The sequence below is a fragment of the Westiellopsis prolifica IICB1 genome, from assembly GCF_004323185.1.
GTDB lineage: Bacteria > Cyanobacteriota > Cyanobacteriia > Cyanobacteriales > Nostocaceae > Pelatocladus > Pelatocladus prolificus_A.
Window position 1 is genome coordinate 1,389,790 of the sequence record NZ_NAPS01000002.1, and the last position, 15,726, is coordinate 1,405,515.

At 41.3% G+C, this 15,726-nt stretch carries 13 protein-coding genes; 5 read left to right on the plus strand and 8 right to left on the minus strand.

Translation table 11 applies throughout. The features are described from left to right. Positions 1–41: 41 nt before the first annotated feature. The 4 genes from B4U84_RS20335 to B4U84_RS20350 form a co-directional block, all read right to left on the minus strand. Positions 42–2,141 carry an S-layer homology domain-containing protein gene (locus tag B4U84_RS20335; protein ID WP_131120344.1) on the minus strand — a complete coding sequence of 700 codons (2,100 nt, stop codon included), beginning with the start codon at positions 2,139–2,141 and terminating at the stop codon, positions 42–44. 301 nt (positions 2,142–2,442) lie between these two features. Continuing rightward, entirely contained in the window at positions 2,443–3,288 is an 846-nt protein-coding gene (gene ypfJ, locus B4U84_RS20340) for a KPN_02809 family neutral zinc metallopeptidase (RefSeq protein WP_017310979.1), read from the minus strand. A gap of 287 nt (positions 3,289–3,575) precedes the next feature. Further along, complete coding sequence (locus tag B4U84_RS20345) at positions 3,576–4,280, minus strand: nuclease-related domain-containing protein (protein WP_131120346.1); 705 nt, start codon at positions 4,278–4,280, stop codon at positions 3,576–3,578. Between the two features lie 66 nt (positions 4,281–4,346). Beyond that, complete coding sequence (locus tag B4U84_RS20350) at positions 4,347–4,652, minus strand: hypothetical protein (RefSeq protein ID WP_131120347.1); 306 nt, start codon at positions 4,650–4,652, stop codon at positions 4,347–4,349. Positions 4,653–5,302: 650 nt separating this feature from the next. On the opposite strand from B4U84_RS20350, the gene B4U84_RS20355 reads away from it, so the two are divergent. After that, positions 5,303–5,539, plus strand: coding sequence for a hypothetical protein (locus B4U84_RS20355; protein ID WP_131120349.1), 237 nt, complete (start codon positions 5,303–5,305; stop codon positions 5,537–5,539). Between the two features lie 8 nt (positions 5,540–5,547). Here the strand turns inward: B4U84_RS20355 and cas5 are convergent, their stop codons facing one another. The 4 genes from cas5 to B4U84_RS20375 all read right to left on the minus strand — a co-directional run bounded on the left by cas5 (position 5,548) and on the right by B4U84_RS20375 (position 8,330). Next, complete coding sequence (cas5, locus tag B4U84_RS32145; protein ID WP_165490324.1) at positions 5,548–5,643, minus strand: CRISPR-associated protein Cas5; 96 nt, start codon at positions 5,641–5,643, stop codon at positions 5,548–5,550. Between the two features lie 66 nt (positions 5,644–5,709). Further along, on the minus strand, positions 5,710–7,515 hold the full coding sequence (locus B4U84_RS20365; RefSeq protein ID WP_131120351.1) for a CHAT domain-containing protein: 1,806 nt from the start codon (positions 7,513–7,515) through the stop codon (positions 5,710–5,712). 28 nt (positions 7,516–7,543) lie between these two features. Continuing rightward, positions 7,544–7,912, minus strand: coding sequence for a trypco2 family protein (locus tag B4U84_RS20370; RefSeq protein WP_131120353.1), 369 nt, complete (start codon positions 7,910–7,912; stop codon positions 7,544–7,546). Between the two features lie 37 nt (positions 7,913–7,949). After that, the gene (locus B4U84_RS20375; RefSeq protein WP_131120355.1) at positions 7,950–8,330 is read right to left on the minus strand and encodes a transposase; all 381 of its coding nucleotides are present in this window, start codon (positions 8,328–8,330) and stop codon (positions 7,950–7,952) included. Positions 8,331–8,676: 346 nt separating this feature from the next. Between B4U84_RS20375 and B4U84_RS20380 the strand changes: the two genes are divergently transcribed. The 4 genes from B4U84_RS20380 (at position 8,677) to B4U84_RS20390 (ending at position 15,468) form a co-directional block, all read left to right on the plus strand. After that, positions 8,677–10,791 carry a prolyl oligopeptidase family serine peptidase gene (locus tag B4U84_RS20380; RefSeq protein WP_017310984.1) on the plus strand — a complete coding sequence of 705 codons (2,115 nt, stop codon included), beginning with the start codon at positions 8,677–8,679 and terminating at the stop codon, positions 10,789–10,791. A gap of 366 nt (positions 10,792–11,157) precedes the next feature. Beyond that, on the plus strand, positions 11,158–11,853 hold the full coding sequence (locus B4U84_RS31680; protein WP_017310985.1) for a YIP1 family protein: 696 nt from the start codon (positions 11,158–11,160) through the stop codon (positions 11,851–11,853). A gap of 1 nt (position 11,854) precedes the next feature. Continuing rightward, a complete protein-coding gene (locus B4U84_RS20385; RefSeq protein WP_242677670.1) occupies positions 11,855–14,749 on the plus strand; it encodes a CAAX protease in 2,895 nt (964 codons plus the stop codon). 122 nt (positions 14,750–14,871) lie between these two features. Then, positions 14,872–15,468, plus strand: coding sequence for a DUF3611 family protein (locus B4U84_RS20390; RefSeq protein WP_017310987.1), 597 nt, complete (start codon positions 14,872–14,874; stop codon positions 15,466–15,468). Positions 15,469–15,726: the final 258 nt, after the last annotated feature.

The following is a 15,726-nucleotide window of genomic DNA, read 5'->3' on the forward strand; positions in this document are numbered from 1 at the left end:
GATAAGGGGGATAGCTCAGTAATAAAAGAGTGTCTTTCATTCTACTCTTTCGTTACTACAAAAGGAGAAACAATATATGGTGAATTAACGTTTGGCGATCGCCCGATTGCAACTAATGCTTGGTAAACAAAAGCTGCTACTTCTGCCCGTGTTGCTTCTTTTGTGGGTGCAATTTGTTTTGGATCTGGGTAATTGACGATGATTTTTTGCAACGTCGCGGTTGCGACTGCGGTACGGGCATAATCGGGAATGCTATTGCGATCGCTAAACCCAGATAATACATCAGCATTAGCTGCTGGTAAACTAAGTCCGTTAACCAAGGAAACAATCACCTGTAATCGTTGCACATTTTGCTGAGGGCGGAAGGTGCGATCATTAAAACCACCCACAAATCCAGCCTGTGCTGCTTGTTGAATGGCTTTGTATGCCCAAAAATTCTTGGGTACGTCGGTAAACTCTGGTGCGGAACGTTTAGCAGTGGGATTAAAAGCCGCTGCTATTAAAGCAGCATACTGGGCGCGAGTCATTGGTTGATTTGGTTGGTAGCTACCGTCAGCAAAACCACGGGTTAAATTCATACTCACTAATGCCCGGATAAATCCTTCTGCCCAGTGTCCCTTAAGATCACTGAATGAAGGAATATCAGCATCTGGATTGACAATGTAAGGAGAAATTATTGGTTTTTGCTTACCGCTAGTCACCAACGCTTGATAAATTAACGCTACTACCTCAGCACGAGTAATGTCCCGCAACGGTTCGAGTATTTCCGTTTGCGGATAGTTTACCACTAGTAGTTTCTGGGTAGCAATTGCCACAGCCTCACTGGCATAACTGGGTATTTGAGCGCGATCGCGATACACGGTTAACACATTTGGATTACCACCACTTAGTTGTAACCCATTTACTATCGATACGATTGCTTGAATTTTTGTTAAATTTTGTCCTGGTCGAAATGTACTATCCGGGAACCCACTTATAAACCCCATACTAGCAGCGCGCTCGATGGCTGCGGCTGCCCAGAAATCTGGTTTTATATCAGTAAATTTACTATATTTATTTTTTAGAGGTAGTTCAAAAGTTTTAGCAATCACAGCGGCATACTGAGCGCGAGTGATTGGGGCTTCTGGCTTAAAGGTACCATCACCAAAGCCACTAATTAAGCCTTTGTTTAGTAAAACTTCTACAAAAGCAACTGCCCAATGTCCAGACATATCAGTAAAACTCGTGTTTACAGATGTTGGTTTGGCAGTGTCTTCAACAGTTGCACTCAACTCTACCAGCCCCTTGATCCCCACAGGATTTAACAGGTTTCCAGCCGAAACTAATTTTGCTGATGTGGCATTTTGCACATCAAAACCAGAATTGTCGCGAAATATATTACCAGCAGGATCTTGTGTGCTACCTAAATCAGGGATCGCGTTACCATTTACTAACAAACCACCTTGGGAATTTTTTTCGATGACATTATGACGTAGTACTGGTCGTGCATCACGAGATAGAGCGATCGCAGTCTGATTTTCTGATAGTTTATTATTTGCAATCAAAGGAGCAGCAAAATCACTGATGGCAATGCCAATGGCATTTTTTTGCACAACATTCCGTAACACTTCTCCTTTACTATTACGTGCCATTACCAACCCAGAAGCACCATTTTCGGCAAATACATTATCGAGAATCGCTGGTTTAGCCGTACCACTAACAAATACACCTTCTCGTCCACATTTAAGCAAGCTATTATTGGCTAAAGTTGGTGCTGTAGATTCAATCCAGACACCAGTACCTTTGGTGATTGAGTTAGTTACAGTCACACCCATGAGACTGGCATTATCCAGTAATAACAGTGTGACGTTTTGTAACCCAAAACTTTCGCTTTGATACTCCCCACTTCCAGAAATAACAATACCTTGACCTTTTGTGGCTTCGTTACCCACCACCATTACCCCAGCTGGAACAATCAGGGGAAAAACCTCACCATTAGCACTGCTGTAATTACCCAGTGCAAGCTGAATAATCATTCCTGTTTTAGCTGTTTTTAAAGCACGGGTAAGGGTTTTGTATGGAACTAAGCGTGACCCAGCATTGGCATCATTCCCCATCATGGGGTTGACATAGATTGTAGCAATCAAGGTAGAGCTGACCATCGATTCTTGTAGTTAGGCGAATGTTTAAATTATGACTATCAAAAAAAAGTAACTCTACTACTGCCTGATTACAAGAACTTTTGGAATGCGATCGCTAAAAGTTTTTATGACTAGACCTTTCAAGGTGTAATGTATTTTTCTTGGTGTCTTAGTGTCTTAGTGAGACCAGACAGCCCAAAGTAACTAGGGGTAAGATAACGAAGAGCGATCGCCTCTGCAACACCATCATCCAACCTCAGAAGTTGACTTTTCAAGCTTTGAGGTTCAGCATTGGAGTTCGGAACAAGAAATTTCTCAAATTCTAAGGATTTGCGACTGCAAAAGTATCACATTGTGCTGGATTACCTGTTTGAATACCCCGCTTGAACCATCGCACTCGCTGGGCTGAACTACCATGAGTAAAAGACTCTGGGACGACATATCCTTTTGACTGACTTTGCAAGCGATCGTCTCCAATGGCGCTAGCAGCGTTTAGTGCTTCTTCGATATCGCCTGTTTCGAGAATTTGTCGCGATTGATTAGCATGATACGCCCAAACGCCAGCAAAACAGTCGGCTTGTAATTCCTGTCGCACTGAAAGTTGATTGGCTTCTACTTCATTAACTTGACGTTGCAATCTACTGACGCGACTGGAAATACCCATGAGATTTTGGACGTGATGTCCGACTTCGTGAGCAATCACATAGGCTTGAGCAAAGTCACCTGGTGCTTGATATTTATTTTTTAAATCCTGATAAAAGCTCAGATCAATGTAGAGTTTTTGATCCGCGGGACAATAGAAGGGACCAACTGCTGATCGTGCGAAACCACAAGCAGATTGGACTGCATCTGAAAAAAGCACTAATTTAGGTTCGACATAGGTCTTTCCACTTTGCTGAAACAAATTACTCCAGGTATCTTCTGTATCAGCTAGAACAACCGAAACAAAATCAGCCGCCTGATCTTCGGTTGCAGAACGTTGCGTTTGAGAAGAGCGATCGCTCGGTGTTTGTGTTTGCTCAAATATGATACTGGGGTCGCCTCCCAATAAAGCAACAATCACCGCCAAAACCACAGCTCCAATACCACCTCCCACCACAGGCGCAGAAACTCGACTTCCACGTCTGTCTTCAACATTGGTACTTCTACGACCAAATTCCCAGCGCATAACCTAATATTCTCCCAACTACCCAAGCAAGAACTTCCCTGATTCACCAAAGATATTAGTGGTTTGACTTAACCAGCTCATCTGTCATAAGGAAAGATCAACAGTCATACTTAGGGATGGTCTGAATAATTAAAAATTAAAAATTAGAATTTCTACAAATAAATTGAGTTAGTCAGAATATTTGGATAATATCAAAATCATATTGTGCGATCGCTGAGTAGGCAATTTTGGTATTAAGAGCAATTTGATCTTTTGTTAGATCAGAATTCATAGTAATTTTGATTGACTTACCCTAAAGATTTTAGAAGCGATAGTAAACCAGATTTATCAACTACATAAACCCCTCGTAGCTTTTCTGATGGGATAGAAACTTTCGCTTGAGAAAAAGCAAGAATCGGCGTAACAAAGTTTATTTTCTTTTGCTTTTTAACTTGCAAAGCTTGTTTCATAGCCACTTCTAAAAAATCTTTCTCAAACTGGTGAGTAGACTTTCCCATACGACGAGATAAATATTGACCATCAGTAACAATTTTCCCGCGATGAGATTTCACATCCACAACATAAGCTCGGTCTTTTGGAGAAACACAAAAAATATCAGCATCTCCCAAACCGTTTCCTAATAACATGCCATACTCAATCTGCCAACCTTCTCGCTCTAATTGAATTAGTTCTTTGCCAATATCTTCTTCGCCTTTAGCACCCTGAACCGCACGATTTGCCATGCGCCAGAAATGTATACCATTGAAAACTAGACCTAAAGCTATGAAGATGAAAAGAGTATAAAATAAAATTGGAATTTGCCAGTTAACGAACGAAGCTAGAGAAGGATTTCCTGATGAAATTTGCCTCAATAAATTATTAAATATTTTCACCAAAAATAAGGGGAAAATGACAACTACAACAGCGCCGAGAAAAGAAAAGATTGCCTTCAGTCGTCTCTTAATTGCAAGATTACGAACATTTTGTCCAGCCCGACGACGGAATTTTGACATGTATTATTTTAGTATCTAGAGGATTTACTATTATAAGTTGTAGCAAGTTTTACTCAATTTTGTGTGTCAATCCTCTTTGTCAAATAGTTCTAGTAAACCAACTGTCCCTACAAAAAAAGTATAAATTCCATATTTGATTGGTATTTTCTTGTTTGCAGATGCATAAAAAACTGCGATCGCAGCTTCAATGAAATGAGCAGTTATAACAAAATGTCCCATCCAAAAAATCGGGTTTAGGCTGCTTGGTAACTGAAAGTTATGCAGTAGTGCGTAAATATTTGCCAATTCTAGAGCGATCGCACTTGTAACCACAATAATAGATACAACTTTGATTAGATTAGACAAATATTGATTTTTCAGATTTAAATTCATTTGTGTGGCAAGAATTTGATGTTAACTACTCTCAATCAATAGCAGGGCTATTTTATTTTCATCCAGTCGCCTATGTCTTCTGGAATCTCGAAATCTTTGGCAAGGGACATGGCTGTAGGGGTGTTTCATCGGCGTTGTTGCTATGAGTTTAGCGTAGCTGGAGATTGGGGTTGGTGGTGAGGGTGCGATCGCACTTAGGTGAGTGGTGTACTCAAATCTTGCTCATCTTCTTTCTCTGTTGGAATCAACAGTCAGTTGTAAAAAAGTACACTACTCTCTCAGAGATACCCAGATATAGCTATAATTTTGACTCGAAAGGCATCGCTGTAATTTCGGCTACATCTGTTGATATTATAGCTATAGCCATCAAGATTAGGACATAGACTATAAGAGTTATTATTGGGTCTATCAAATGTTAACGTCCTAACAAAAATGGCTACGGCTATAATTGCCTTTCGTTGAAACTAACTCTATTAGCCTTGGACTTGACAAGACGATAATGTTACCGAATTGCTGTCCTAGTTAGCGGTAGTGATTTATTTTGAATAACCGAATAGTATGAAAAATTAATAAGATTAAACTTCAGTTTATTTAACCGAATTAATAGTTAGTGCTGTATACGAATTGCACTTCATATATTTATAAGCAATATGTATTCATCAAAAGACGATATAGAGCTATTGATAGAAGAATTAAAAAACATTCGCGCAAGTTTATACAGATATAATTTTTCAAAAGCAAAAGACAGCATTGATTACTTAAACAGAGCAATAGCAATTCTTGAAGCTTACAAGACTGAAGTGAACCAACGACAATTTCAACCTGAACCTCTTCCTCAAGGAGATAATTTACTCAAAAAAAAACTTCAGAAAAAATTTACACTTTAGAATCGTCTTCAAGTCAGCAATCCGAGCAATGTGGACCTGGAAGGCACTGGGTTAGATTCCGCAAGAAAAATGGAGAACCAGGTTATTGCAGAAGAAATCCCCAAAGACGAAAATCTTAATGAGTGATGGATTATATTTAATAGAATTCCAAAAATCGAAACTTTACTAGTCTAGAGATATGAATCTATTTTTTGAATTAAATTATTAGTATATCTATGTATTGTATTTATAACTTCTCTGTTATCCTCTAAACGTTTTTCAGCCTCATCCTTAAAACAATTAAGCGCTATTACATAAACTTCTAAAGGGTGTTGAATTAAATGCTCCTGAATAAAACGATCTATATTTTCACCTGTACCAACCTGAAATGCCCTCAAAAGCCAATTTAGACAGTTATATAAATTCAGTTCAAAAATTTTTTGAGCTTCTTGTTGTGCTAGACGATTTGGATAAATACCTAAATCTTTAACATCTAAAGCTTTTTTGGCAATTGCTGAGGCTAAGTCTAATCTAACATTTTGATCTACCAACCAACTCTCTGCTTGCTTGCGGTAATCAGCTCGTTTTCTAGCATTTTCCTTGGGAATGTCTAATAATGGCTTTGCAAACGATGCACGAGCTAGTTGATTCGATACTTCTTGAAATACTTGATCGCTGCTACGTGAAACGGATGCTGGCGATACATTAAAAAGCTGCCCACCTTCATTGGCCTTCCAGCGCAAGTAAAGTACTGGGCGATACCATTGATTTCCGTCAAAACCCATTGCCTCACGACCTTGACTTACTGCCGTTGCTACAGGATTCTGTTGTCCTAACGAGCGATAAAACTGCTCCGCAAAAGCCGTTGCAGCTGGCACACTGACAAGATATTGCATCGCTACTACTGCGGGTACTTGGCGACTAATCAAGTTTTGGGCAATGCCATTGAAAGCTGAATCACCAGCCAACGCCATCCCCGATTTACAAGCACTAAGTACTGCCAAAATTACACCTCTTTGCTGTTCAGTATCATTACCAAAACTAGCTTGCTGTAGTAAGTCGCCTAGTTTTTGAGCGCTCACATAATCAGCTTTGCCATTGTCATCCTCAAAAACTAGATACCCTTCAGGACGAGTCAGAGAATCACCGCAGCGTCTGCACTTGTCTACTTTTACGCCTTTATGAATTGTTCTACATTTACCATTTCTACAACGCTTTCCATAGATACCATGTCCATCGAAATGGAGTACATGAGGTGTCTTGTCGCCGCAATTCTCAGTCAGATAAGCTCGTAATTCATTGAAAGTAGCAACTTTGAGCTTAGTAAGAAAGACGTGTTTTTTTTGTTTGGCTTTCTCTATACCTTTACGTATCGCTTGTTGTTCTATCTCAGATAGCTGCTCTAAATCATTCTCTAAATCGAAAGCTGCTGATGACACTAATAGTACATTAACCTTATTAACTGATAGTCTGTTCGGTGGTGTACTGCGATGAGCGATATAACGCGAGAAAGTAACACGATCCTGTGCCAAAAATTTCTGACCATTATGCACTAACTCCCAGGGATAATAAGGTAACTGAGAACGCCGCACGGGATCTGCATAAAACTGAAACTGTATGTGCAGTTGGATATGGCTGCTTTCAGCTAAAGTGATTGCCCGTTCCAGCACCTTTGCAACTTCGCTATCACGAGGAAAGAGAGCTTGGTAAAGTTTTTGTCCAATCTTTACCAGCAAGTCTTCTTCAAAGGCACTCCTGTCTTTTTTTAGAAGACCAGCCCTTATCATCCAATCCTGCTCTCCGTCTTGTTTGAAGTATGTGGGACAAAAATAAATTGCATCCAGCGTCTTAATTATGGTGTTGAGCCAGTCGATATGGTCTTCAAAGAAAGGTAATTTGGACTCAGTTTCTCCCTCACCTGCACTAGAGTATGCAGATACTATGAACTTAAAGGGAAGTTTATCTATGAGAGAGAGGGATAACCTTAATAACTCCACCTATCAGCTTCCTTACATTTCAACCCAATCAGTACTCATCGCCCAAATTGCCATCCCCTCCTTTTGTCAAAGCTTCGACACTTTTATCCATAAACTCTGTCCAACGGTCTGGGTAACGCTTCTTGTAAAGCCCAAGACGCACTTCTTTACTTAAAAGTGGGGATAGGGTAACCTTTACTTTCTGTACATCATTGCGACTCCCACCTCCACCCATTTCAACAACGTAGACTTTTAAACCACCTTTCCCCTCTCTATGCACCGTCACTTGTAGCTCTAGTTCTACTGTATCTACGCTTAGAAGTGGCACTTCTGTATCTTTATGTGATGTTGTCGATAGCAACTCACGCCTGACCTGTTCGATCAACTCTGTCAGTCCAATGGGTCTTTCTTCTGACATTTCAGAATCCTTCAATAATTAGCTTGTTATATAAAGTTTATTCTGCTTGAGATAGATGACGGCGTGTATTCTGTAGCAGTTCACCTTCCTCAACCATCGCCCTACGTATACGCTCAATCATGTAACAAGCAGTATTCTTATTAACCCCAATTTTTTTGGCAAGTTGACGCACACTGATACCCCCTGGTGAATCCAGCACAAGTCGAATCGCTATAAACCACTTCTGTAATTCTACATGAGTCTTGTGAAACAGAGTACCAACCGTAACACTATATGAAGTAAAACATTCGTTACAGTGATATCTGCGTTCACTTTTATATGCTGTTGCTTTAGTTGAATCACAATACGGACACTTTGGCTTTCCACCCCAGCGAATTTGCTCAAGCAGGGCAATGCATTCGTCGTTATTTAGTGTCATTGTTATGCTCGAAACTCTGAGCATAACAATGTCAAATTTTACTCTTAAATTCCTAGAGTTTTATTTAGAAATTGACAAAGAACGACAGGAAAATTTATCTTGTCGCTGTGTTATATTTTGCTTAAAAATGTAAATATTTGAGTTAAATATTATTTACCTGATCTTAACTTTTTCTCTCGCAATAGTGCATTTACTCACGCTACATATTTTTCTGACAATGCGGGTACTGGTTGTTGACGGAGCGTCCGCTTTGAATTTTGTATATAAGAGTAACATGAAGCGATCACATAATTAACTAAATTTCTCGGTCAAAGTCCAGCGCACCTAACTTCTGGAGAAACGCAACATGACCAAACAACCAAAGCCACCCGTTGCACCTGTGAAACCTGTTACAGACGACTACTTCGGTACGAAGGTAACAGACAATTATCGTTACATGGAAAACTTCAATGATCAACAGGTGCAAGAGTGGGTAAAAGCGCAAGCCGATTTTACAACCCACACCCTCGAACAAATTCCGGGACGTAATGACTTTTTCAACCGCATGATGGAATTAGATGCTTCTGTTCCGGCAAAAGTCAGCTGGGTGTTACGACTTGCCAATGGCAAAATTTTCTACCTCAAATGTGGGGCGCAAGATGATGTGTGGAAATTGTACATGCGAGATGGCATGAACGGTAACGAAATACTTTTGGTTGATCCTGACAAGTTTAAACAACAAACAGGCAAGCCGCACGCGATTAACTGCTTTATCCCCTCGTGGGATGGCAAGTATGTGAATTATACTATTTCAGCAAACGGTTCGGAAGAGGCTTCGCTTTATGTGATCAATACTGAAACTCTTGAAGATGTAGACAAACCGATTTCGCGGTTGCATTGGGGCGGAATTTGGTTGCCTGATAACCAGTCATTTGTCTACACCCGCAATCAAGAAATCAAAAAAGGGATGGCGAAGACACAAAAGTATCAAAAAAGCAAAGTCTATTTGCACAGACTTGGCACAGATGTAGAACAAGATACCCTTGTCCTCGGTCAGGGAGTGACTGATTTGGTCAACATTTCAACCGTCGCACTTCCCTTTGTTGTTACCCTTCCCAATTCCGATTATGTATTTGCAGTTATCCTCTACGGCACACAAAAAGAACTTGATCTTTATGTCACTACTCTCGCTTCATTTAATCAAGGTACACCAGAGTGGAAAAAGATTTGCGATGCGACCGATGAAGTTATACTCTTTGAGGTACATGGAGAAGAAGTATATTTGTTGACACACAAAGATGCGCCTCGCTATAAAATCGTCAAAACATCGCTGAAAAATCCTGACTTTTCGAGTGCTAAAATCGTTATGGCAGAAAGCGAGCAGATAATTGAGTCTATATTTGCCGCTCAAGATGCACTTTATGTACTCACAAATAATAATGGTATTACTAAAGCCATTCGCATTACTTACGACGGTAAAACAGAATCCCTGAATCTGCCGTTCGCTGGCACAGCTGAGTTTTTTGGAAACGACCCCAGAATCACTAAAAATGATCCGAGAGTGGTAGGGATTTTGCTAGGTGTTACCACTTGGACAAAATTTTACAGCATCTACGAATACGATTCGCAAACCCATCAACTTACGCAAACACAATTACAACCGCAAGGCGAATATGACGCACCAGATGATTTAGTCGCCCAAGAAATCGAGGTGCGATCGCACGATGGGACGATGATACCACTGTCTATTATCCATAAAAAAGGTATCAAACTTGATGGTTCAAATCCATGCTGGTTGATTGGTTATGGGGCTTATGGTTTTTCGATGTACTTAGACTACGAACACCAAAATTATGCCTGGTATGAGAAAGGTGGTATTATGGCGTTCGCTCATGTGCGCGGTGGTGGTGAAAAAGGTGAAGCGTGGTATCGCGCCGGATTTCAGCAAACTAAGCCCAACACCTGGAAAGATTTTATTGCTTGTGCTGAATATCTAATTGAAAAAAAATATACCTCACCTGCAAAACTGGCGGGAGAAGGTGTTAGTGCAGGCGGTATCTTGATTGGTAGAGCCGTTACAGAACGTCCTGATTTGTTTGCGGTCGCAATTGCACGGGTAGGCGCGATGAATGTGATTCGCTTTGAAACAATGACAAACGGAGTGAACAATATTCGCGAATTTGGTAGTTGCACCACCGAAGCGGGATTCAAAGCACTCTACGAAATGGATGCATTTTTGCATGTCCAAGACGGAGTGAACTATCCAGCAATGATCATTACCCACGGGATCACCGACCAACGATGCGAACCTTGGCAATCGACAAAATTTGCGGCGCGGGTTCAAGCCGCATCAGCAAGTAACAAACCTGTCTTACTCCGCATTGACTACGAAGCTGGGCATGGCGCTGGTTCAACCAAAAGGCAACGTCTCCAAGAACGAGCCGACATCTTCGCCTTTATGATGTGGCAATTTGGGTATTAAGGGATTGTAGGCGAAAAGCCCTTAAATCAGTGAACAGTTATCAGTTATCAGTTATCACGGCGTATGGTGGGGGATTTAAACCCAATACGGTTCAGTTAAGGATTTTTAGTGCAAAAATTTGACCTGTAGAGACGCGCCATGGCGCGTCTCTACAAGAGATTGTGGTCTTATCTGAACCGTATTGGATTTAAACCCACCACCAACGCCTACCACCTTCTTTGTGGGGGACTTACTGATAGCTAATAACTGATAACTGCTCTGGTAACTATTAACTGGCTTATCTGCGATCGCAATTTGACTTCTAAAATGTAAAGGTGATTGAACAAATAGGAAATGTCCTAAATTGGCTTTTTCACCCTATCTGCCATGACACAGACAGCCTTCGACCGATTTTGGGAACTTATATTTGGGGCGATCGCTCTCAACCCCAAAGCGTTTGAATTGATCCAGATTCTACCCCAAGGTTTTCGAGTTGCACTTTTCACAGTACTGTTAGCAGGCTTTTCACAAGCTTTTGGTCAAGGTATTGTACTATTTGTGAACCGAGTCAAACCGATTCGCTTTCTTCTCAGTTTAGCGATCGCCTCAGTATTATTTGCATTTAGCGTCTTGTTTTGGGGTCTGAGTACATGGTTTGTCAGTTGGCTATTCTTTGATGCGAGTACCCCATATGAAACTATATGGTCTCTTCTAGGACTAGCCTATGCACCAATGATATTTAGTTTTTTGGTCGCATTACCCTATTTCGGTGTGTCCATTAACGTCATACTCTCTATCTGGACACTATTGGCGTTTGAAGTTGGTTTACATGCAGTCCTACATGTAAGCGTATGGCGAGCCTTTTGGTGTGCAGCTTTGGGATGGGTGGTACTCCAAATTTTACAACGTACTATAGGCAGACCCATAGCAGCGATCGGTGTATGGCTTTCTAACACCGTGGCTGGGAAAAAACTAGTTACAGATATGCGAGGAATAGAAAATCTTCTACAAACAAGGGGACAGATCCTGTTCAGGATTGATCCAACTAGCAACACCCTCGACAACAGAGACGGCAGGGGGTGAGATGATGTTAAAGCGAGTCGTCAAATTTTTAGGTATTTTTTTGATAGCCTTGCTTGTAACTGTATTATTTCCACCACTGCGCCATCTGTGGGTAGTTGCGTACAATGCTCTGAGTGAAGCGCTAAGTTTGACTATAAATTTAGCGCAGATTGCTTTAATTGCTATTCTCTTCGCTGGACTGCTTGTTCCTCTAGAAGCTTTGGGCTGGTGGGCAGGTTGGTATGGCGATCAAATTGATACTACACTTGACCCAGGTACATTAGAAGAACCGATCCCACCCCAAACAAATGTAGTTCGTTTTGTAATTTATTTGGATGGTATTGGTCAAGCTTCATCGCGATACTTTCCTGATGGTGAGGAGTTTCTGAGTCAGTTAGCAGCAATATTACCAGATAACATCGCCATTATTAGAGGGCTAATTCCTTACTCTGTTCTTAATCGACCTCTAACAGAAGGCGGATTCTTCTCATTTTTTTGGCGGACAGCCGAACGATTAAGTATGTCCGAAAATCCAGGTATACTCGGTCTTTTGCTGGCTGTAGCAATTAACATCCGTAACACCTTTGTAGTTATGGTTTCTGCTGACCAGCGTTACGGCCCGATTTATAACCAGGGAATGGCTCAAGTCATGTACAACAGCCTGGTTAGATATGGTTATCAGCCTGGTAGCGGCGTACCAATCAGCCTAATTGGTTTTAGTGGTGGTGGACAAATAGCGATGGGAACACTTTCCCATCTCAAACAGGCGTTAGTAGCACCGATAGAAGTCATTTCTTTAGCTGGCGTAATCAGTGGTAATACTAATGCTTTGATGGCAGAGCATCTCTATCATTTTGTTGGTGACAAAGATCCAGTTGAACGTTTGGGGCCGATTTTTTTCCCCAAGCGTTGGAAAATCTTTTTTTTATCCTACTGGAATCGTGCCAAACGCATGGGTAAAATTTCTTTCGCTTCTCTTGGTCTAGTGGGTCACAGTGGTGTTGGAGGTGTCTTAGATCCTCACCAATCATTGCCTGATGGTCGCACCCACCTACAACAAACACTAGATGTAGTAACAAAAATCTTACTAGAGGAGTATGATACAGACCAAGAAACCGAACCGCGTCAACTCAGCAATTACGATCGCTATCAACAAGCAGAATTTAATCGACCAGATTATTATCCTTTACCTCAAGCAACAAGATCCTTAACTCAGACTGTACCAACAAATCTTTATCAACCCATCGCTCCTTGGATGGGGAGACTGATTTTACCACCAAAGCAACAACGACGGTTTGGCGTTTTGCTGGAACTCTATCACGCTCCTAGTGAATATCAACATCTCATTGGACAAGTTGTAAATTTGAAATCTTTTAATGGTTCCCCAGCCAGAAACTCAACCCCAGCAGTTATTAAAGATGTTCATTTTAGCCAGCAAGCAATCTATAGTTCCCAACAAGGTTTAGTTCAACCAACTCGTTTGAATCATTGGCGACAGGTGAGGCCACTAGAGTCTTTAGCTGGTGCTAGACCCAATGATGATGTTGTTGTCATGTTGCATGAACCTGTGGTAATTGAAGAGAATGGGGAAAACCAAGCTGTTACTTTGCACATTAATAGCGAACCTGTGCAAATTTCCGGACGATTTTACGCTTTAGTGAAGTTTTTACAACCAGTCAGCCCAGACGGCGAACAGTTCCGCGTAGTTCATTATAATCCTGACTCTCGTCAGTTTGATGGAGTTGAGGAAGTCGTCAAGATGCCCCAGGTAATTGCTTACGAAAACGAAATTTATCCTTCCACCAACCGTGATATTGAAAAGTCTCCTTTAAACAGTGCGGGATGGTATATTTACGGGGCAAAAAATACCGCTGGCATGTTTGTAGTCCAGTCACTTATTCCTCGGTCTTTGGTGCAAGTTAAACCACAACGGGTAATAAATGGCAAAAAAGCAGCCTTGAATTACTTGAAAAAAGAAGCTTGGCAAGAAATAATTGCTCATAAAGGGCAAATTCAATCTGTGCTTTTGAATACTAAAGACTGTGAAATTGAGCAAGCAGTCTCAGAGTGGTGTGAAGGCGATCGCGCTTTAGTTCTCCATACTTACGGCGGTATCGGTGGAAAGAAAAAAGAAGCCGCAGCTAGCTCCCCCATCTACTTTGGACATTTTGCTTACGGGGTGGCGCAGGTTGTGCGGGAACCTTTGACAGATGAATTATGCTTTGACATCGAGTATCATCAAGTTTACACTCACAACATCGATGGATTAATTGCTGGCACATTGCACATATCACGTTATTTGGGCGATCGCCAATTTGGTTGGCTAGGGATTCGTCCCACAACTAATATTCTGATCAAATATGATCCTTTCACCGAAGATTATGATCTTAATGGCGTCAGGCGATCGGCATTGCAAACACTGATTCGACAATTGGAAATCATGACAGCTCGTTACCGCATTGGTGATGGTACTGGCGGAACCTATGTTGGTCCTGCTAATAACTGCTCCCAAGATTCCAATCAAGCGTTATACGCAGCAATTAAAGCTATTGAGGTGGGAATTAAATCTCATCATTCAGAGTATCAAAACTGGCTAGAGTACAATCCTGAAGACTTCAACCGCCTGCAAAAATTGGTCAAATTAGGAAAATCTCTGCGGTGGGAACTATTACCCTTTGGTGTCGCCCGCGCCGATTGGCAAAATTCCACTGATAACCTCGGTAGTTCTCTTGAAGATAGTCCCTTCAAACAACTATTTACAGGTTTAATTAGTTGGCGAACAATGTTTCCTCGCAAAGCTAACGATACTGTCACTGAGATATTCATCCAGCAAGGAGCTTCTGTATGGATGCTGACCACCAGTCAAGTAGGTGGTTGTGATCCAGATATTGCTGCGATCGCTCCTTTGACATTTTAACATTAGAGACGCGATTCATCGCGTCTGTACAATGGTCATTGGTCATTCCCCGCTCCCCTTTCCCCGCTCCCCTTTCCCCGCTCCCCTTTCCTTGTTAGCATCTACCATCTATCACCTATATTATGCATACATCACACGCGCCATCAACCAACGTTCAGAGGATAGCCAGTGAATTTCGCCTACTAGGTTGGATTGGTTTCTGGCTACAGTTAGTTTTGGGAAGTATTCCCTTATTTATTGCTATACCGACACTGTTTTTTAGGAACAATGCTGGTCGAGTTAGTACTCAAAACGGTATTGGTGTGTTTTTTGCTTATGCTTGTTTGCTAGTTTTGATCTTCACCATTTATTGGTGTTTTCGCTATACACGCTTATCGAAAACATTAGATGACCCTGATCTCCGTCCCTCTAGAAAAGAGGTGACGAGAGATTTATGGATCGGCATAATTGCCAATATTAGCGGCATGATATTTGCAGTTATTGTCTTAATGACCCAGGTTGGATTGCTGTTGAATAAAGTCCTATCAATTCCCCAAGGCGCATCTACTATTTATAGACCTATTCCTGGTGCGGCGATAGCAACTCCGGGTTTACCAATTACTCCTCTACAGATTATTTCAATGCAAGCAGTTAGTTGTGCGATCGCAGCCGAGTTAGTAGGAGTAATTGTCGCTTTGTGGCTATTATATAGGCTCATACCACAACCTGTTTATGAATAACTAAAATCCGCCCCCGGTTTAGAAAGCGGATTTCGTGAAGTGTACATTCAATACGGTTTGGTTAAGAATTTTTCGTCATAATTTTGGGCATGTACCAGACGTGCCATGGCACGTTTGGTACAGGGTTTAGATGTTATCGATTTGTCTTATCCGAACCGTATTGAGTGTACATTACACCAATATATAATCCCAAATTTTCGGTGCGTTAAGACTAATGTCTATAACGCACTCTACTAGATTCTACTTTTTGACACTCCC

Coding starts and splice junctions, on each gene's coding strand:
- ypfJ (WP_017310979.1), bottom strand. CDS start 3,288: ATGCGCTGGGAATTTGGTCGTAGAAGTACCAATGTTGAAGACAGACGT.
- B4U84_RS20350 (WP_131120347.1), bottom strand. CDS start 4,652: ATGAATTTAAATCTGAAAAATCAATATTTGTCTAATCTAATCAAAGTT.
- B4U84_RS20355 (WP_131120349.1), top strand. CDS start 5,303: ATGTATTCATCAAAAGACGATATAGAGCTATTGATAGAAGAATTAAAA.
- B4U84_RS20345 (WP_131120346.1), bottom strand. CDS start 4,280: ATGTCAAAATTCCGTCGTCGGGCTGGACAAAATGTTCGTAATCTTGCA.
- B4U84_RS31680 (WP_017310985.1), top strand. CDS start 11,158: ATGACACAGACAGCCTTCGACCGATTTTGGGAACTTATATTTGGGGCG.
- B4U84_RS20390 (WP_017310987.1), top strand. CDS start 14,872: ATGCATACATCACACGCGCCATCAACCAACGTTCAGAGGATAGCCAGT.
- B4U84_RS20335 (WP_131120344.1), bottom strand. CDS start 2,141: ATGGTCAGCTCTACCTTGATTGCTACAATCTATGTCAACCCCATGATG.
- B4U84_RS20380 (WP_017310984.1), top strand. CDS start 8,677: ATGACCAAACAACCAAAGCCACCCGTTGCACCTGTGAAACCTGTTACA.
- B4U84_RS20370 (WP_131120353.1), bottom strand. CDS start 7,912: ATGTCAGAAGAAAGACCCATTGGACTGACAGAGTTGATCGAACAGGTC.
- B4U84_RS20375 (WP_131120355.1), bottom strand. CDS start 8,330: ATGACACTAAATAACGACGAATGCATTGCCCTGCTTGAGCAAATTCGC.
- B4U84_RS20385 (WP_242677670.1), top strand. CDS start 11,855: ATGATGTTAAAGCGAGTCGTCAAATTTTTAGGTATTTTTTTGATAGCC.